General features: G+C 41.7%; 21 protein-coding genes. All 21 read right to left on the bottom strand.

From position 1 onward, the window contains the following. Window positions 1–18: 18 nt before the first annotated feature. From ACQKEZ_RS01480 to ACQKEZ_RS01380, 21 genes are read right to left on the bottom strand one after another with little or no spacing between them, the layout of a single operon-like run. Entirely contained in the window at window positions 19–438 is a 420-nt protein-coding gene (locus ACQKEZ_RS01480) for a phage holin family protein (RefSeq protein ID WP_427298158.1), read from the bottom strand. A gap of 44 nt (window positions 439–482) precedes the next feature. Beyond that, window positions 483–662 carry an XkdX family protein gene (locus ACQKEZ_RS01475; protein WP_427298156.1) on the bottom strand — a complete coding sequence of 60 codons (180 nt, stop codon included), beginning with the start codon at window positions 660–662 and terminating at the stop codon, window positions 483–485. Continuing rightward, complete coding sequence (locus tag ACQKEZ_RS01470; RefSeq protein ID WP_427298154.1) at window positions 659–958, bottom strand: hypothetical protein; 300 nt, start codon at window positions 956–958, stop codon at window positions 659–661. The genes ACQKEZ_RS01475 and ACQKEZ_RS01470 overlap by 4 nt, the downstream gene beginning before the upstream one ends. 14 nt (window positions 959–972) lie before the next feature. Beyond that, a complete protein-coding gene (locus tag ACQKEZ_RS01465; protein ID WP_427298152.1) occupies window positions 973–2328 on the bottom strand; it encodes a BppU family phage baseplate upper protein in 1356 nt (451 codons plus the stop codon). Beyond that, the gene (locus ACQKEZ_RS01460; RefSeq protein WP_427298150.1) at window positions 2325–2594 is read right to left on the bottom strand and encodes a hypothetical protein; all 270 of its coding nucleotides are present in this window, start codon (window positions 2592–2594) and stop codon (window positions 2325–2327) included. The genes ACQKEZ_RS01465 and ACQKEZ_RS01460 overlap by 4 nt, the downstream gene beginning before the upstream one ends. Beyond that, complete coding sequence (locus ACQKEZ_RS01455; protein ID WP_427298148.1) at window positions 2594–4507, bottom strand: right-handed parallel beta-helix repeat-containing protein; 1914 nt, start codon at window positions 4505–4507, stop codon at window positions 2594–2596. The genes ACQKEZ_RS01460 and ACQKEZ_RS01455 overlap by 1 nt, the downstream gene beginning before the upstream one ends. Window positions 4508–4536: 29 nt before the next feature. Further along, window positions 4537–6288 (bottom strand): phage tail protein, encoded by a 1752-nt coding sequence (locus ACQKEZ_RS01450; protein ID WP_427298146.1) that lies wholly within the window; start codon window positions 6286–6288, stop codon window positions 4537–4539. A 12-nt stretch (window positions 6289–6300) separates the two neighbouring features. Then, window positions 6301–7134 carry a phage tail domain-containing protein gene (locus ACQKEZ_RS01445; protein ID WP_427298144.1) on the bottom strand — a complete coding sequence of 278 codons (834 nt, stop codon included), beginning with the start codon at window positions 7132–7134 and terminating at the stop codon, window positions 6301–6303. Continuing rightward, on the bottom strand, window positions 7134–11150 hold the full coding sequence (locus ACQKEZ_RS01440) for a phage tail tape measure protein (RefSeq protein WP_427298142.1): 4017 nt from the start codon (window positions 11148–11150) through the stop codon (window positions 7134–7136). Before ACQKEZ_RS01440 ends, ACQKEZ_RS01445 begins: the two co-directional genes overlap by 1 nt. Window positions 11151–11165: 15 nt before the next feature. Beyond that, window positions 11166–11360 (bottom strand): hypothetical protein, encoded by a 195-nt coding sequence (locus ACQKEZ_RS01435; protein ID WP_106156373.1) that lies wholly within the window; start codon window positions 11358–11360, stop codon window positions 11166–11168. Window positions 11361–11362: 2 nt separating this feature from the next. After that, a complete protein-coding gene (gene gpG / locus ACQKEZ_RS01430; RefSeq protein ID WP_142155657.1) occupies window positions 11363–11698 on the bottom strand; it encodes a phage tail assembly chaperone G in 336 nt (111 codons plus the stop codon). A 38-nt stretch (window positions 11699–11736) separates the two neighbouring features. Next, a complete protein-coding gene (locus ACQKEZ_RS01425; protein WP_212362431.1) occupies window positions 11737–12363 on the bottom strand; it encodes a major tail protein in 627 nt (208 codons plus the stop codon). 11 nt (window positions 12364–12374) lie between these two features. Then, window positions 12375–12743 carry a tail completion protein gp17 gene (gene gp17 / locus ACQKEZ_RS01420; protein ID WP_427298140.1) on the bottom strand — a complete coding sequence of 123 codons (369 nt, stop codon included), beginning with the start codon at window positions 12741–12743 and terminating at the stop codon, window positions 12375–12377. Next, window positions 12740–13123, bottom strand: a complete 384-nt coding sequence (locus ACQKEZ_RS01415) for an HK97-gp10 family putative phage morphogenesis protein (RefSeq protein ID WP_427298138.1) — start codon at window positions 13121–13123, stop codon at window positions 12740–12742. Before ACQKEZ_RS01415 ends, gp17 begins: the two co-directional genes overlap by 4 nt. Next, entirely contained in the window at window positions 13116–13481 is a 366-nt protein-coding gene (locus tag ACQKEZ_RS01410; protein ID WP_427298136.1) for a phage head closure protein, read from the bottom strand. The genes ACQKEZ_RS01415 and ACQKEZ_RS01410 overlap by 8 nt, the downstream gene beginning before the upstream one ends. Then, window positions 13417–13758, bottom strand: a complete 342-nt coding sequence (locus ACQKEZ_RS01405; RefSeq protein ID WP_427298135.1) for a head-tail connector protein — start codon at window positions 13756–13758, stop codon at window positions 13417–13419. The genes ACQKEZ_RS01410 and ACQKEZ_RS01405 overlap by 65 nt, the downstream gene beginning before the upstream one ends. A gap of 14 nt (window positions 13759–13772) precedes the next feature. Next, the gene (locus ACQKEZ_RS01400; protein ID WP_427298133.1) at window positions 13773–14174 is read right to left on the bottom strand and encodes a collagen-like triple helix repeat-containing protein; all 402 of its coding nucleotides are present in this window, start codon (window positions 14172–14174) and stop codon (window positions 13773–13775) included. A 24-nt stretch (window positions 14175–14198) separates the two neighbouring features. Next, the gene (locus ACQKEZ_RS01395; RefSeq protein WP_423383828.1) at window positions 14199–14498 is read right to left on the bottom strand and encodes a hypothetical protein; all 300 of its coding nucleotides are present in this window, start codon (window positions 14496–14498) and stop codon (window positions 14199–14201) included. A 10-nt stretch (window positions 14499–14508) separates the two neighbouring features. Continuing rightward, window positions 14509–15690 carry a phage major capsid protein gene (locus ACQKEZ_RS01390; protein WP_427298132.1) on the bottom strand — a complete coding sequence of 394 codons (1182 nt, stop codon included), beginning with the start codon at window positions 15688–15690 and terminating at the stop codon, window positions 14509–14511. 35 nt (window positions 15691–15725) lie between these two features. Further along, entirely contained in the window at window positions 15726–16358 is a 633-nt protein-coding gene (locus ACQKEZ_RS01385; RefSeq protein ID WP_282068779.1) for an HK97 family phage prohead protease, read from the bottom strand. Continuing rightward, the gene (locus ACQKEZ_RS01380; RefSeq protein ID WP_427298130.1) at window positions 16351–17592 is read right to left on the bottom strand and encodes a phage portal protein; all 1242 of its coding nucleotides are present in this window, start codon (window positions 17590–17592) and stop codon (window positions 16351–16353) included. The genes ACQKEZ_RS01385 and ACQKEZ_RS01380 overlap by 8 nt, the downstream gene beginning before the upstream one ends. Between the last annotated feature and the right edge of the window lies 1 nt (window position 17593).

Genomic DNA, 17593 nt, shown 5'->3' with positions numbered 1-17593 from the left:
ATAGAAAAAAGCCGCCGATTACTCAGCAGCTTTCTTTTCTGATTCTTCTTTTTGGCTGTCAGACTCGATCACATGCAGCCTGTCAGTGATAGCAGCCGGAATTTTAACGCCGATCTGTGCGAGGTTCTCTGTGATAGAAAGACCTTCGTTTGCAATATAAAAAAGCACTGTCCCAAAGGTCAGCACTCCATTTAATCCCATGATTTGGTCAATGATGTTTGACACAATCACCACCACAAAGCTAAGCATCTTACGCACGTAACCAAACCATGCTGTACGGCTACGTAGTTTACCAAATTTCCACGCTTTGATAATGCCCGTTAAAACATCCATAACACTCAGCAGCAAGAGCAAGTCCAAAAATTTAACACCGCCGAATAAATATGTCTTCGCCAAATCCAAAGTTTCAAAGTTAATAAACACTATTGTTTCCTCCATTTCGTTAATCACCTCCTTTAAGAAGGCAAAATAAAAAGCACCTTTTAAGATGCTGATGTTCCTAAATCCACAGATACAGACGGTTTATCAAATACGGTGCCTGTGATCTGCTCGTATTCTTCTTTTGTAATTACGCCCAATAAAACATACTCTCGCATAATCTCAAGAGTGTACACGCCCCAATCCCAGAATACTTTTATATCGGCTGACGTTGGGTATATCATGATGCCCCGCCTCTCTGTAGCTGTGACACTTGCAATGTAAGTAGAGCCACTTGTTTTTTAAGCATCATTACATCATCCGGCGGAAGTGGATCAGGCTGCAAACTGTCTATATACTCTTGGGAGGCCGACTCGAACCACTTATCTTTAACTGGATCATACTTAGGCAGATATAGTCCGTTCGGAGGTTGTATTTTTGTGTAGCCTTCGGGTATTTGCTCGCCATTTTCAACGTCAACTTCAATTTCTTCGCCTGGCTGCCAAATAAATTCGTCGTTATACTTATAAACCCATATCATTTTTAACTACCTCCTTACCTAGTCCTAAACCGAAAGCCGAATGATAAAAATTCAACAGGGTTTGATGTGTTTGAACTGGACTGTATACATACCCGTCCATCTGTGCCGATAAAGGTTCGGTGATGTTGCGGGATTCCAGGTGTTCCCACGCTTGACGCAACTCCGTTGAAATACTCTGACTGCATCGGGCGATAACCTACGGGTAAGGTAAAGACGGGCGTATCAAGTCCTAGAACACCACCACAAACAGCGCCTTTTATCTCGACAACTCCCGCAACATCCTTACTGAATCTCACTGTGTGAATGCTACCGTCTGCCGGGGCATATTGCTTCCAGCTAGGCTGTAATGTGGGCTTTTCCCATTTTAAATCAAGATCGGAAGCCGTCAGAATTCGTTCCCAAGCCGTCCAAGACTCAGAATCAACTTTGCGAAAACGGAAATACGCCTGTTTACCAGTAACCGACTCGTATGCTATTTGGGCAAGAGTGTTGCCATAGCTCATAACGAGCAGAAATACGAGATTAAAAGACGGAGGACCATTGACACCCGCATTGTATATCAAGTACATGCCCGTTTGAGTTATTGTGTTATAGTCGGTAACTTCTGAGCTACTCCTATAAAAAACTCTGCCACTATCCATTGTGATTTTTGCTAACTGAGATTCATTCCACTTTTCCTTATCCGCTTCGGTCACATGTATTTTTTGGTCTGCCGCATGTACATCCGCATATTTTTTAGCTGTTTCAAGCGCTTCGGCTACTTTAGCTTTTGCACCCTCTTTTGTTTCAAGCGCCTCGATATCGTCGAGTTTCTCTTTCATCCTGTCTAGCTGAACCTGCAGGTCTTTTGTAATCTCATCAATGTTTCCCTTCATTACACCGGTGCGCTTTTTTATTTCTGCTTCAAGCTCCGCTGATTTTTGCTCTATTTTTGATTTCAACGAGTCAAAATGGTCGATGTAATATTCTGCAGCTGGAACAATATTTTCATCAATTAGGTTCTTCTTTATATCAAAAATGAATTCATGCACAGACATTGATTGCCCATTTTTATAGAAGAGATTCAAAGACGCTTGCACTCTGCCGTATATCTTGATTTCATCGTTGTTTAAAATGTATTCGGCTATCCCTTCCACTTTGTCAGACACCAAGATGTTTCTAATGTGCTTTGACCCATTGGAGAATAACAATACTAACTTACCCTCTACAGCTGATAAGGGGAGAGGCATACCATCTTTACGCAGCTTGAATATTAATCTAGCTGTGCCTACATCTTGAGTTGAAAAAATGATTTTAGAATCATAGACGCTTTGATTGTAAGCATCTATGACAAAGGATAGCGAACCATTTTTGTATATTTTATTGGTCATTGCCTACCCTCCTTTTCTAGCTGCAGAACCTTATCATTCAGAGTTTTAATAAGGTTTCGCATTTCTTCTATTTCACTCTGACTTACTGGCGCGATTTGTGAAAATTCAACTCTTTGGCCGTCCCCGTCTTCTAAATACACGTTGTCAAAGTTGACTCCCTCAAGCTGGATTACTCGGTTTCCTTCAAAGTCATAAGCAGTGACATCCTCCCCGGACACAAAAGCCGAAGCCACTTCTAATCTGTCTGTATCCATAATCAAATACATTACGCCACATCCTTTGCATCTGTTTTTGGATTTTTAGAATTGTCTACGATGCCGCTGATCGTCCAGTCACCCTTGCAGTAGTTTCCATGTCTAACAATTCCTTTAACAGAGGAAGTAATGTAAATCCCCGCCCTTGCTAATTTCGTTAATGTTGATATAGATCGACACTTGTTATCTGCAAGAAGTATATCTCTTGCTCCGTTTGCAATTCTAATGGCTTCATACTTTCCATGTTCACCATGTCCCGCTCCTGTAACAGTATTATCTGAAACTTCGCCAAAAAGCACACCTGAAATTTCTATTCCATAGCGTTTAGGTCTTCTAATAACATTTGAAGTAATACTTAAATCAGAAGATTCACCAAAAGCTGCTATGCCATCTCTTCCTATAAAACTAATTTGGTTAGTTCCCGATACGGTTACTCCTACACAGTCATTCATCAGAACCCCATCACCGGATGTGTTTGAAATCTGGTTACCAGATACAATGCCATTTCTGATTGCATCCAATCTGATGCCAGCTTGGTTTGTACCACCAACACCGTCTATAATGTTGTTTTGAATATTAACATTTCGCACAAATCCTGATTCGTCATTAATACCACGAATGTAAATCGCTTCGTTTTCCCTTGTATCTAAAAACGTATTTCCTGATACATGAACATGTCTAAAGGATTGTGAACGTGACATTTGTTCAAACTTATCGTTTAGGGAATGGTGTTTATTTGCTGGATCAATGGCGCTGACTGTTATACCAAATCTACAGTTTCGCAAGGTGTTATCTTTAATGTCAGTGACGTTCCAGTTGTAACCCCTAACGGCCCAACCGGCCATATCCTCAAACAAGCAATCTTTCACTCTTATGTTTTCGTGCCAGTAGCCGATTGTGCTTGAGTGTGATCCCACACCGCGTGGCCACGCTTGCGTACCTGGTGTGTTAGATTTGCCAAAGTTACAGCCTTGAATTAGTCCGTCTTTGCAAGTCGTGAAGTCATAAGCACCGAATGCCCCAAATACTTCTTTTCTTTGAGCAAGGTCCACCTGAATTGCCTCCGAGAAATATCTTGATCCATCATGGTCTACGAATCCATAAAAATCTGAATTTAACACTTTAAAGTTTTGACAAGCGTTAAATTCTATCGCATGATAACCGCTGACATCCTTAAAAGCAGAATTTCTAATAAAGATGTTCTTACCATGACCGAAAGAAAAACAGTTATTTTTAGTTTTAAATTCTGTTCCTCTGCAATCCCAAGTCCCTCCGTCAATGTATATATTTCCATTTCCTTCATAGCCCAGGTACTCAACTGTTCCGTCACCATTAGTCATCATCGTCTTGCCGTGATAATTTAGCAAATAGGCACCCTTAGCATCAAACCAGGTATTACCCCAATTGACTAACGTCGCTCCTAGACGGTAAACACCCGGAGGCACGACCACTCTGACGCTTTTACCTTTTTTAGCGCGGTCTAACGCTGCTTGAATCGCAAATGCAGATTCATATTTGCCAGTTGGATCAGCGCCTAAATCAAGTACATTAATGTCAGGCTGCCGATCTAAGCGACTTATGATCAAACCAAAATCATAATCTAGTCTATCCTTCGCTGTTTTGTGAATGCTTGCGTCAAAGGCGACGCGGGTGTCTACAACTTCTTTGACATCATTCCCGTCATGATTAAGAACAAGGTTTGTCAATCTAGCCCACATGTTGTCAATCCTGTTGGCAACCGTAAATAGACCATGCATAATCTGACTAGATAAATGAGCTTTTTTACTATCCTTGTGAGACTGTAATTCACTGGTGTTCTTATTAAGCTCATTCTCAACTGTTTGCATGTCGCCGCGCAATTGGGATTCATAGACTGAGTTTCGGGTTGTGTCATAATCTTTTTTAAGCCGGACCAATTTATTCACTCCTTTCAAATCCAAAAGAAAAAACGCTTCTAATTGAGCGTTCTCATCAATTGATCTATATATCTTTTTTGTTGCTTAATCTGCCGTGCCTGGCTTACTTGATAATCTTGAATGTCTTTTCGGAAGTTTGCGAAAGTCATTTTAGGGCTGTCATACGGGTTGAGGGGATTATAAGTGACAGACACTAACCTTACATCGTCCTCAAACGTGATGCCGTTTGCCGTATCAGCAATAACGTGGATCGTGTCACCTTTCCAAAAATCCTCTTCTATACCCTGCAATGCTGGCTCATAGATATACTGATACTCAGCCTCAACTACCACGTCAGGATATGGGTTTACGTGCTTTTTCAAAGCAGATACCATGTTGCTTGCTTTTTTTACTGTGTCGTCTCTTATCGGCTCACCCCAGCGCGGCTTACCCTCGATCAAAAATTTATCTTCATCAGGATGGATGTATAGGATAGGCTCGAATTCATATTCAGGCTCTTTTTCTTTTTCATCCTCGTTCGTTTTTGTATCAGTTGATTTAGCATCACTTTTCTTAGCTTTCTTCTCTGCGCCGTAACCCCAAGCTCTTGTGGATGTGTTTTGGTCATTGATCTTCAACTTAAAGCCTGGCATATTGTATCGGCTGTCAAGGGTGAAGTCTACTACCTTACCCATTTTTAAATGCACATAGATGACGTAGTTATTTACATCTAGCTCTATTTCGTAATCCTCAACAATCTGATCCATTAATTCGACTCTGTTTTTTTCTCCGAAGCCGTCTTGATCTACTTCGTCAAACTCCGATAGTTTTGCTTTTAGAACATATTGAAAAGGGGTACCGGCTAGGGCAATGTCTAAAGCTTCATTGATTTTCAGTTTCTTTGAAATCTTTTCTTCTACCCTGTCATTTACCAGTAAGACGGTATACACATGATTGGCCGTTACCTTTTTCTGCAGCACGTTTTTTCTACTTTGATCAAGCTCAATATCTGTAATGTAATATTTTTGATGGTTGTAAACTTTTTCATCCAGGTACAATATGTTTCCTGGAACAAGCAAATCAAATTCCACCCCATTATCCTCAGTCCGCAATAGGGTAAAGGTGAAACTCTTCTTACCTGTTGTATCGTCTTGAAGCTCCAACACAGCGCCAACGATTTCCACAAGCTCTTTGCCGTCTTTGGTTGAGACGTGCAGCTGCCTAAAATCAATATCAGAAGGTAGTCCGTCATTTAACTCTACGTCCTTACCCTGGTATTCCTTACTTGGGTAAGACGGTTTAACTGGTGGTTCAGGTTCACTTGGGCCATCATCCACACCTTCCACCGAATCGTATTGCGTAAGTTTATAAGTGAAGATGATACTATTCAATTTCGTTGCATAGTTTGGATCCGTAGCGTACCCTGCTTTCACAAGTGCTGCTGTTGCTTTGGTGTAATCTTTCTCACCGATTACAGCCTTATAAATGTTTGGATCCCAGCTTACCCCTTTTAGATACAGCTTTGCTAAGTCTTGTATAGATTCGTACCATGAAGGGTACTTTCTAAAAGGTGCTTGTACTCTGGTTGCTTTACCCTTTTTATCATACTCAGTGGTCCACATGAGGACAGATTGACCGTTGAATGATCCTTTTATCCCGAATAAGTTTTTACCTTTTTGAGCTAGTTCGCTTTTTCCCCATCCGCTTTCTAGGCAAGACTGCGCAATGATAAGAGAAGCTAAAATATTGTATTTCTTATAAATCCTCTGCGCGTCTTTTGCTATCTCTTTTATAAAATCTGCAGCAGCCATGACATCCCCCTTTTACGGAAAATAAAATCTTGTATCGAATACAATTTCAAAATCATTGGTATTCTGAATCTCAAACTCATTCATGCCCTTATCTAAGGACGGCAGCCTTCCCGACGTTTTCAATCTTTTATTGCCGACAACGGTATATTGTTTCAAGTTCCTGACCTGCTGGGACTTTTTCAGATCGGCTTCTATTTTCAATTTTTCGTTATTCGTGTGATTGATAATCGTTATGTTTTTTCCCTTTGCGTTAAGCAGAACGTTGTAATCATGCTGCAGTGGGTTAATAGGTAAGCCGGGATTAAATACACTGAAACGTTTTTTGTTTTTAAAACGGTACTGCAGATCGTCGCGCCTTTGGATTCCCATTCCTGAAAACCATCTTTCATTAGAAAAGTTCTGTGCGCTTAAAGACGTGCCCTTTGACTCTGCTAGTCCTGTAATATTGTTAAAATCCACTTGGAAAGATACCTGGTTTTTTTGCTTATCCTTAGGGATCTGAAAGCCCCCATCGCATGTAACCGCAAAACGCCTCCCAGGAAGCAGATCACATGAGACGTAATACCAGGAGGGCTGAACAACGAGATCATAAAACTCATGTCTGTACTGATAAAAGTTTGCCGCGATTTTAGCATCAAGCAATATCTCAACCTTGATAGATCTTTCTTTGTACACTATGTCTCGCGGATGCTGCGTTGGTACAAGTCCGTTAAACCTGGTTAACTGTACAAGCTCCCTTTCAGTGCTCGGCGCGTCAGGTGCAAAACTCAACAACTTAAAATAGGGCAGTAACCCCGATAAAGGTTGCTCCCCCATTCCGTCTCTGAAATCAAAATATAGATCCATTATCTTTTCAGCCCTCCTTTATACGCGTTCTGCTCGTATTTTTGAGCGCTCTTTTTATCTAGTATGGATGTGTCTCCTTGATTAAAAACGATGTCCGCTAAATGCTCACCACCAATAATGACAGGCGAAGGATGGATTTTGATTGTTTGTCCTGCAGCACTTACGCTTTCATTGTTCGTTTGTAAATTGTTTGATAGAAGACTAATAAGGGCATCTAGCTTTTGGTTTAATACAGGCGTATCAATTTCGTTTTTCACAGTCAGTTCGGCGCGCATTGTGTTTATCTCATCTGCTGCCCCCTGGATGTTAAAAGCCATTCTATTAATTTCAGATTTAAATGACGACATAGCACCTTGCGCCATAGCTGCAGTGCTTTTTTTCACGTCCTGCGCTTTTTCTCCAAGCCCAATGATAAAGCCGTCTCCAAAGTTCACACCTTCTGCGATGGTCTTCTTTGCTGGTGATTTTGATTGTATGGAATCTTTCAGTGAACGTATTGCAACTTTACCGATAGCCCAAGCAGCTTTCCATATCGTACCTCCGGTGCCGCCCATACTACGAATACCGTTAGCAAAACCTTTAGAAAAATCAGCACCTGTGCCAGTTGTTTTCACGCTTGATAAGCCTTGTTTTCCTGATTGTGCTACGGTGCTGCCTGAATTGCTGGCGTTTCCGGCTTGGCTACGGATTCCCGATGCAAATTGAACCCCTGCTTTTTGTCCGCCCCCGCCATCGGTTGTTTTGGCAAGCTGTGCTGTTGCTGACGCACTTACGGAAGATGCTGCAGACGTATTGGCGCCCTTTGTGCTTGTTATTCCTGAACTGTGACTTCGCCCTTTTGTTACACCTGCTTGCGTGGCTTGAGTGGTATTTTTGTTTAGGTTTGATAACGCTGTTTGGTTTACGCTACTTGCTGCGGTGCTTGTGCTGCCTTTTGTTGAGCTTATACCCGCGCTAAATGATTGACCCTTTTGAGAGCCGAATGTTTTAGCTCCTGCATTGCCTTCACTTAGCTTTTGCCCAAGTGCTTGCTGCAGCAATGTACCACTGTTAGATACGTTAACTTTTGACGAACTGATACCATCGCTAAATGATTGACCTTTGTCTTTCCCCGCTATTCTAGGAATGCCGTTTTCCTCTCGCAGTTTTTGATCCAGTGTTTGTTTGAGGATCGACCCACTTGCTAAGGTGTTAGGCGTGGCATCTATTAAGCCGTCAGCAAATTCATCCCCCATTTTCTTTCCTGATTCATGGGCAGATGTTGCGCGGTTCATCTTCTTTTCTACTTTGGCAATTGTTTTGTCTGCCTCGGAGGCAGCTTTATCACTTGCTAGTCCTAATCCTTCGTTAAACTCAATGAGGGATTTCCTTGTTTGCTCTAGCGCTTCTTCTTTGCTGTCTCCTAGCTTTTGCAAAAATGCGACCTGTTTTTCAGCCCAGCGCGCTTGATATGCAGTTTCACTTTCTTCAATTTCTACGAAAATACCCATTGAGTTACTTGAATACTCTTTTTGTCTTTCCAACGCTTTGCCCGTTTCTAAATCTAGCAGTTGCCCATCTTTAGACATTTGATCAAAAAGAGCTTCTGAGCTTTTCTTATATGTGTTTAGGTTTTGTGCAAGTGACTTTTGATAGTCTGCGTTAATTTTGGCTTTTAGGGCCTTATGCTGTTCGGCATTTATCGCTTCTTTAGCAAGGGCCTCATCCATCACTTGAGCCATATAATCTCTGTCTTTTTTTGCTGCCTTCTGACCTTCCTTATACAACTCAGTGATCTGATCGTTATAGCCTTTAGCATTTTTAAAAGATAGCTTATTTTGGCTCTCGGAAACCCTCTGTTGAATAGCTAAAGCATCCTTTTGATTTGCGGCAAATTTACTAGTAGACTGTTGGAAGAATGTGATAATTTCATTAAATGTTCTGCGTTGTACTTCGTTCATATTAGAAGTGATTAAGCCCGTCTCTTCCTTTAACTTCTCAAACTGCTTCATTTTCTTACGAACTGTTTGTACATCCTCATCAATTTTTCCGACAAGCTGATCAGACCATTCCTCGCCCTTTTCTTTCATTTTCCCTTCTTGATCTTCAAAAAGACCATTAAGTACAGCCAATGCATCTGTTTTAAATCCTTCTAATTCTTTAACTAAAGAAGATGACATTTTCTGATAAGTTTTAAGTAACCTATTTGCCATCTTATCTGCTTCATCACCTGAAACCTGAGTCAATTGAAATAGCTGTGAAGTGGCTTTTTCACGTAGATTAACGTATGATTCGGCCGCTTTTTGTGTCGCTTTAGAAACGCCCTCACCATATAGAAGAGCCGATTCTTTTGCTTCTTCCTGGCGTTTCTTTTGATTTTTCAGTTGCTCGTTATACGCATAGGTTGCAACGGCAATACCGCCTAGTAAAGCAGTCCCACCGACTATCGCAAGCCCTACTGGACCTGTAAATGCTAAAAGCGCTCCGATACCCATCGTAAGCGTTGCGACTGCTGTTGTGGCTCCTAAAACACCAGTAGCAAACAGCGCCGTTTTAGCAACCGTTTGGGCTGTGGCAGAATCCATTTTGTTAAACATGGAAACGATGTCTGCACCTTTGTCAGCTAGGTTCCCAAGTGCAGGAAGCAGACTTTCAGTGAGCTTAATCTTTGCCCCTTCCACAGCTGATTGAAAAGCAATGATACTGCCTCGGGCATTATCAAGCATTGTGTCAGCCATTTTTTTAGCTGCACCGTCCGATTCTTTTAGCGCCTTCGTGTTATCTTTTAATGCCTTACTGCCCTTTTGTAAAAGAATAGCCCAATGTTTATATGATTCAGCTCCGACAATGGTTTTTAAGGTTGCGGCTTGTTGCTCTTTCGTCATGCCTTTCATGCCCTTTTCCATTTCGGCCACAACTTCCGGCATACTCTTCATATCTCCCGCCGCATCGAAAAACGCAAATCCTAATCTATCAATTTCCTTTTGCGCCTTTTTAGCAGGCGTTGCTAACCTGATCAAAGACGTACCAAATGCTTGTCCTGCAATAGAACCTTGTAAACCTGCGTCACCAAACGCCATGACTGCGGCCGCTGACTCTTCTAGGCCCCATCCTAATGAATTGGCGTTAGGCGCAAGGAACTTCATGGCCTCTCCCATTTGCTCCACATTCGTATTTGCGTTAGCTGCACCGTATGCAATTACGTCCGATGCGTGCCCAGCTTCCGATGCTTTCATGGCAAAAGCTTGCATCATATTAGATGAAATATCGGCGGCAGCAGCTAAATCTAGTTGACCTGCAGCTGCTAAATTCAGCATACCTGGCATCGCTGCGTAAATGTCGTTTGCTTTAAATCCGGCCATTGCCAGGAAGCTTTGTGCGTCTGCTGCTTGGCTGGCGGTGAAAACAGTTGTTGCCCCCAACTCTTTGGCTTGGTTTTTCAGCTTTTCGACTTCTGCAGCTGTTCCCCCTGATATTGCTTTAACTTTACTCATTTGTGTTTCAAATGACATACCAACTTCTACAGCGTCTTTCAGTGGGAGGGCCAAGCTAGCGAAAGCAACACCTGTAGTCATCGCTACCGAAGCACCGGTACTTCTCATTTTGTTGCCAACTGTATTCATTCTTTGGCCCATTTTATAAAGCGATGAGGAAGTTCGTTTTATCTCAGCTTCCATCCTCTGAATTTTGTTGGTCGTTTGTGTTAACGCATTTTGCGTTTTATTCATTTCAGCTGTTGCATAGTTCAAACGTCGGGCAAGGTTTTGTGTCTCTTGTGCGTCCTTTCCCTTTTTTATGGCCACATCTGCATAAGCTCTTTCAAGTGCTTTAACCTTCATTTTATGCTGATCCAATTGCTGTGAAAGGGTTCTGACTTTCGTTTGTGAGGTTTTCAGCTCATTGCCCCACACACCAACTGCAGTCCGGTTCTTTTCAAATTCAGACTTTATGTTCTTCATTTGAACGGCAATTGCTTTCATTTCCCCGTTAAATTGGGACGAATTAGAATACAGCTTTACTTTAATGTCTTTGCTCAATCCCTCACCACCTTTTTACAGTCCAGGTATCTGATCAATGTACAAAGGTTTATCCGATGCTGTAGCGTTCTTACTTGGCTTTTTCTTGCTCGCTTCTTTCCTACGTGCAAGGCGTTTTAGATGATAGACAATGTCCATTTCGTCTATCTGATTTTGAGTAAAGCCAATGTCCTCTAATGCGTTATACATATCAAGGACAGCATCGGACAAACTTACTCCCCCGGCTCTGCTTCCTTTGCGGCTTCGGGATTCAATATATTACTTGCCTCAGCAATATTCCCGATGACATATTGTGCGGTCGCAAAGATGGTTTTGGTCAAAAGACGTGCGTCAATACCTGTATCGAATTCCTCTGCAGTAAACTTGTTTCCGAATACGTTACAAATGAACTCAGTTTGAGCACTCGTATGAAATCTTTCAGGATCGTTCGATTCAAAGTCTTCTACAATTTCTACTGCGGTCCTAAACAACTCGCCAGTAATAAAGCTAGGTGTGGAAAATTTCTTTTTCTTACCGTTAAAATGCAAAGTGATTGTCAATGCTTCCATGTTATTGCCTCCCGATTACAAAATAAAAAAGAGCGTTATTAAACGCCCTTCCCAATGTCTACTGAACTTGTGGAATCCTCTGTATCTTTTCCTGTGGCAAAGGATGTCCCGTCATATACAACTTGTTTAAACCATTCATCCGGGTCAAAGCCTTCGTCGAACTCAGCTTGTGCCTTCCAACGGTTTTTCCCCTTCTTATTTTGAAGAGTCATGAAACCTGCTTTAAATTTTGCTGTTTCAGGATCTGCTTTACCCTCTGTGGTTTTATTTTCATTAGCCATCAATTCAGGAAGTCCCTTTAAGAACCAATAAAATCTATGCCCACCTGTAGATGTTTTCGCTCTAAACCCAAAAGCCAAGAAAATAGCCTTATCATCTGAACTGGCAAAAGAAATTCCATTCTCGACCTTGTGACCGAAAATCTTGTTTTGCACCTCAATAGGCAAATCTGCTAGTTCTGCCTCAAGGTCAATGTCACCCATGTTGTTAAATGAATCATAGACGCCATTATCAGCCCAAAATTTAGATTGCTCTGATTTAGGATCGACTTTGACGTTTACGGCACCGGGCAACCTTTCAGGCTTTGCATATTCAAGCCCCTTATCATCATCCTGAATAAGCTCAGCATAATGAAACATGTCTAATCCGTAGATTGTTTTCCCCATCTGTTTTCCTCCTAGAAAAATGTTTTGACGTACCTCAAACCTTTGTGAAAGATTTTTGTATCGGTTTCGTAAAGATCGACTGAATCGTATCTTCCGTAGCCTAAATCTTTCATCAGTTTGTCTATCAGTTTTGCTATTTCTGTCTCGTGCGTTCGCGTGTCTGCTTTTGAAAATATACTTAGCTGAAAACGAACTTCACTAGCAGCTGCTTGGTTGTCTCTATATTCCTGGTCCCTATTTGTAATCTCTGAAAATACAACCCTAGGGAATGCGGCCACATCATCCGCCACAAGATGATGAAAACCACCCGTGACAAGCTGCTTTAATTCATTGTTTTTTATTAACGCTGCACTCAATTCTTTCTTTGCATCAAGACTCATTTAATTGGTGCCGTGATATTTCTTTCCATGATTTTCACAGCTTGTCCCTCCCCTTCAATTGCGCTTTTTTCAATGAATGGATGCGGCGGCATTTTAGACGTGCCCCATTCTAAAAACCGTCCTCTGTAAGCGACTTTCCGATTTGGTCCAACGGTTACAAATAGCTCACCGTCTTTTGATTCTCTTGCAGCTGAAACGGTGATGTTATCGACCATGTGAGGCTGATTTTTTGAACTCTTATTCACGTTACGTTTTTGGTGCTCGGCTATTACCTCGCCGCCAGCTTTAAGAGCGACCTTTTCAGCTTTTTCAACGTCGTCACCTATCTTGTTGAAAAATCTCGTTAGATCATCGAATCCATCAATATCCATATCAGCCATTTACGCCTACCTCATTACATGTGACTTCAAGCCGCTTCTTTTTATTTTCAACGTCGTTAAAATCCATTACGTCGAAAGTCCGGTATATTGGCTCTCCTGTATCATCGGTTCCCGTTTGATGAAGGATTCGCATGTCTTGTTTAACGTCTTCCCGGTATCTAATTGTGATTTTCTTCGGTGACTTGACGCCTAACGCACCAGCAACAAGCGTGTCTGACTTTGAACCGCTAAAACCTTCAATAGCTCCCCATGTCTCAAAGGCATTTTCGTAGGATTCATTCCAATTCAGCTCGTCATCCTGCACCCTTTTCTTTACTTGAAAGGTTAAGCGACGATTCAACTCGCTTATCTTCTTCATGCTCTTCTGCCTCCACATAGCGAAGTTGGGTTAGTTGATCCCGAATAGTAAAAGGGATGGATGAGCCGGAAACGCCTGACTCATACACCCCTCGATTTTCGTACCAATGAGCAACAAGCATGCCTGTTACAAGCTCATACTGTGCATTTCCTTCCTCATATCGTCCTATACCATTTTTGATATATCCCTTTGCTGCAGTAATTAAGGTTTTTAGCAAGGCGTCATCTTGGTCGGTATCAACTTTTAAATATTCATCTTTCAGCTTTTTTAAATCCATAGAAGACCGCCTACTTATTCAGTATTTTCTTTACCCTCAAGTTGGTCGACTCTCGACTCTAAATCAGTGATCCTTTTTTGTACTTCTGAATTGATGTTGTCCCATTTAACGCTACCCTTACCGATTGTCCGTGAGTTTACAGAACCATCGCCTAAATGATCGTTCTTAATAGCCCCTGTTTCAATTACTGCAGGATCTCCTTTGTCACCTTTTGGGCCTTGCTCCCCTGGATCGCCTTTTTCTCCTTTCGGACCTTGAGGACCTTGTTCACCAGGATCACCCTTTAACCCCTTCACATAAAGAGGATTTTCTTCGCTATTATCTTTCACAGTAACTGGCGTGATAGGCTTTCCATCAGCGCCCGCCTCTGCAGATGTAAATACCCCATTACTTTCGTTTAGGTAATCTTTTGCCATGATAGATCAATTCCTTTCCTTTGTTTATTCTTTGCTCAGTTTACTTTGCAGCTCTTTTATTTCGTCTTCCATTCCCTTGAGTCTAGTTTCAATAGACGAATTAAGATGCTCTGGCATGACGCTTCCTGTCCCGATATTTACCGAACGAACCGCTTTTTCGGCCAGCATTTCATGTGTTACGTTTCCAGGTGCAGCTGATCCGCCGCCACCTAGACTAACTTCCTCGCCATCTTTGACGATTTTTCCGCCTGCAAATTCTAAAACACCACCGATGACAGTTCGATCCCCGCCGTCAGTGGTGTAATTTTTTGTTGTATATCCCATCGTGTCCTCCTTATTGGATCGTTATTTGTCCAAACACTACCGCTTCATCATCCCATTTTCGGACGTCTTCTCTTTCAATTGCTCTGACTTTCGTAGTGTTTGTCTCGAAGGCTCCTGCCCCAACGTCTGTGGAAGCAATTGATTGTTGCTGACGGTCAAATAGAACGATCGCTTCTTTTAAATTACCGATGATGATTGGTGCTTTACCCTTTTGTGTTTTCAAGACCTTGTTAGAAATATTTACTACAGGTCGGCCGTCAAAAAGTTTCTTTGTTGGATTTGTAGGATCAGGCTGCATTAAATATTTACCTTCTCCGTCTTTAAGTGTATCTAACCAGTTGTATCCGTCTTGGTTTGTCATCACGATAGAACCTGGGGATACAAGAGGATCAAGTGTTACATTTAATGCCTTTTTAATTCCATCCAACCCCTCAATTTCTACCTTTTTCAAAGATTCAATTACATTCAAAATTAGGCTATTACGAGTAACAACTGACTTTTTTGCAAACCAGTTAGCGACATATCGCATAATCGCTTGATCAGAGTCGCTTAACATTGAATTTGATAAAGTCATGATGCCTCCAAAATCCTCAATAGCATAATTCATTTTTGTGAATTTTGGCTGATCAGACTCAGGTAATTCTTCTAATTCTTCGAGACGGGCAAACGGCACCATATCAGAATTCTTTTCTAACAAACGTGATCCTGAACGGCCCGTAACAGGTTCAACTGTTACATATTGCTCTAGTGGTTCATAAGTTCGTTTAAGTTCATGGATGAGTCTTCCAATGTCTTCAGGAATCAAAATCCCGCCGTCTTCATCATTTTTGCCTGACATTGCTCTGAATTCCTCACTGTCCAAAAGGTCACGCTCTTCATCGGTAAGTCTTTTTCCTCTTAATTTCTTTAGAAAAGTCTTACGGTATTGCTGCTGCCTTTCTTCTTTATCTCCCTCGGCTCCTTTCCGTCCTTCCGGGTTACGTTCTTGCTCAGGCACAAAATTTTCACCGCCAGGTAAATCCGGCACGTTCAGTGTTCTTCCTTCTACCATCAATTCAATTTGATTCTTAAGTTCTTTCACTTCATCGAGAATCTGGCGCGCTTCCTCTGTTTTTCCTTCTGCTAGTGCTTTATCAGCATCTTCTTTCTTTCGTGTAAACTGCTGACGTAATTCAATTTCTTTTTTAGACATCTGTATTTTTCCTCCTTATTGAACGCAAAAAAGCCTTATTCGGGAAGATCAAGGCTTAAAAGTTCCAATTCAATTTTTAAAATTTCATCTGTTGGTGCGCTCCGTTGTTCTTTCATTTCTTCTACTTTCTCCATGCTTCGAGCACCTACTACAGCTTCGGTATCGCTATATGCAGGTGTCGTTACAAGAGATATGTCATAAAGGCGGTGAATTCTGTTTATTCTTCGTTCGTATATGTCTTCATCTTCATTTATGCGCCACTCGTCAGGTTCTTCGCCGTTGTAATCCAACGAAAAGGCAAAAGAACATTGATTAATAACGCCGCTGCGTATATTCTCACAGAGATCACGCGCATAAGACGTATCAGTAGGCTTAAATCTAAATTTAAGACCTATACCATCTATTTCTAATTCAAGCCGTCCTGATTCCCCTGGAACGGTGTTTCTTGCTAGAGGAAAATCTTCACGATGATTGAACAGTGCAACGACGTTTGATAGATCAGTAGATTCTAAAGCGTTCCTGCTGATAATTTCTTTGAACCATCCCAAACGCTCGGACCATTTTTCAAATTTCAAAGCATAGCCTTCCACATATTCGGCTTGTCCTTCACCGTCGGAACGTATCTCAATTGGCGTCGTGAGCAGCCGCACTTCTTTTTCTTTACTCATTCTTGCTGTCACCTCCCTTCATGGCTGCACCAGCTTTAAGCCCCTGGTATTCTTCCATGAAATCAAGGAACACATAATTCAAGCTAGAAAGATATTTTTCGCCATGTTCGATAGGGTTTCTTTCGAGTAAGTCGCGAACCTCATTTTTATTTAATATGCCTGATTCGATCATAAATTTGAAATACTCGGCTTGTGTCTTACTATCGCCGCGCAACTCACTATCAACATTGAATTTTACATAATGACCCGCTTTTTGATCATTGTCAGTAAACAACTTGATATTTAATTCTTGTTCAAAATTCACGATCCACGGTTGCAATGTGTTTTTTACGTATTCCAGGGATTGATGCTCAATGTTTGAAAATGTGGCTTTATCAAGCTCATTGAGTTTATGCAACGGAACTTTATAAATCATCGCTATCTGCGCTTTGTTAAACTTCATGGACTCGACAAATTGAGCCTCTTGCAACGGCATGGCGATAGATTGATATTCAAGACCGTTATCAATAATCGCTATGTTTTCACCTTGATTGACCCGTTTCCACTCTTTTCTCACATTTTCCTTAGGTTTCTCGTCTAAGAAAGACGGAACCTTTAATATTCCGCGCGGCGTGGCTTCGTTTTTATACAGCTTGGCATTGTATTTCGTTGCAGCTGCTTGAGCGCCTATATGCTCTCGCACTACTCCTATAGGTGACTTGCCGTGTATCCCGTCCGTTGATAGGCCTTTAAAGTGTAGTACCTGGTGATCGTACAATTCTATAAATCGTCCGTTAACGGTGGTTTGGTACCAAATCATCCCCGTTTCAGGATGGATGTATGCGTTTGTCTCATCCGGCCGTAATGGGTAAAGATTTTCAGGGAAACCATGCGCCCCAAACTTAATCATCGAATAGGCATTTCCCCACGTGAGGGCATGCGTCATCATCAGCTTTTTCCACACATAAGCTGTCATGTGCGAGTTTGGCCTTGCGTAGATCATATAGGCTGATGGATGATTAGGGTTTCTGTTGACTCCTTGACTCTCTTTTTTAAATGTGTGTATCGGTAGCTTTGCGATGTCATCAGATAGTACGTTGACACACGCGAAAATGTCCGGCTGCACAAGTGAATTGCTTTCACTCACTCTTTCACCGCTTGCCGTTTCTCGACCTCCGAATAGATTGATCAACTGACTGAAACCGTCTATTGTTGTTGAGCTGGAACGTTTTTCAAAAAACTTATCTATGAACATT

Origin of the sequence: Bacillus sp. NPDC077027, assembly GCF_050269555.1 — a bacterium.
GTDB lineage: Bacteria > Bacillota > Bacilli > Bacillales > Bacillaceae > Bacillus.
The sequence above is the reverse complement of the archived record's forward strand: the minus strand, read 5'-3'. Positions and strand labels throughout refer to the sequence as shown.

Coding starts and splice junctions, on each gene's coding strand:
- ACQKEZ_RS01480 (WP_427298158.1), bottom strand. CDS start 438: ATGGAGGAAACAATAGTGTTTATTAACTTTGAAACTTTGGATTTGGCG.
- ACQKEZ_RS01475 (WP_427298156.1), bottom strand. CDS start 662: ATGATATACCCAACGTCAGCCGATATAAAAGTATTCTGGGATTGGGGC.
- ACQKEZ_RS01470 (WP_427298154.1), bottom strand. CDS start 958: ATGATATGGGTTTATAAGTATAACGACGAATTTATTTGGCAGCCAGGC.
- ACQKEZ_RS01465 (WP_427298152.1), bottom strand. CDS start 2,328: ATGACCAATAAAATATACAAAAATGGTTCGCTATCCTTTGTCATAGAT.
- ACQKEZ_RS01460 (WP_427298150.1), bottom strand. CDS start 2,594: ATGTATTTGATTATGGATACAGACAGATTAGAAGTGGCTTCGGCTTTT.
- ACQKEZ_RS01450 (WP_427298146.1), bottom strand. CDS start 6,288: ATGGCTGCTGCAGATTTTATAAAAGAGATAGCAAAAGACGCGCAGAGG.
- ACQKEZ_RS01445 (WP_427298144.1), bottom strand. CDS start 7,134: ATGGATCTATATTTTGATTTCAGAGACGGAATGGGGGAGCAACCTTTA.
- gpG (WP_142155657.1), bottom strand. CDS start 11,698: ATGGAAGCATTGACAATCACTTTGCATTTTAACGGTAAGAAAAAGAAA.
- ACQKEZ_RS01425 (WP_212362431.1), bottom strand. CDS start 12,363: ATGGGGAAAACAATCTACGGATTAGACATGTTTCATTATGCTGAGCTT.
- gp17 (WP_427298140.1), bottom strand. CDS start 12,743: ATGAGTCTTGATGCAAAGAAAGAATTGAGTGCAGCGTTAATAAAAAAC.
- ACQKEZ_RS01415 (WP_427298138.1), bottom strand. CDS start 13,123: ATGGCTGATATGGATATTGATGGATTCGATGATCTAACGAGATTTTTC.
- ACQKEZ_RS01410 (WP_427298136.1), bottom strand. CDS start 13,481: ATGAAGAAGATAAGCGAGTTGAATCGTCGCTTAACCTTTCAAGTAAAG.
- ACQKEZ_RS01405 (WP_427298135.1), bottom strand. CDS start 13,758: ATGGATTTAAAAAAGCTGAAAGATGAATATTTAAAAGTTGATACCGAC.
- ACQKEZ_RS01400 (WP_427298133.1), bottom strand. CDS start 14,174: ATGGCAAAAGATTACCTAAACGAAAGTAATGGGGTATTTACATCTGCA.
- ACQKEZ_RS01395 (WP_423383828.1), bottom strand. CDS start 14,498: ATGGGATATACAACAAAAAATTACACCACTGACGGCGGGGATCGAACT.
- ACQKEZ_RS01390 (WP_427298132.1), bottom strand. CDS start 15,690: ATGTCTAAAAAAGAAATTGAATTACGTCAGCAGTTTACACGAAAGAAA.
- ACQKEZ_RS01385 (WP_282068779.1), bottom strand. CDS start 16,358: ATGAGTAAAGAAAAAGAAGTGCGGCTGCTCACGACGCCAATTGAGATA.
- ACQKEZ_RS01380 (WP_427298130.1), bottom strand. CDS start 17,592: ATGTTCATAGATAAGTTTTTTGAAAAACGTTCCAGCTCAACAACAATA.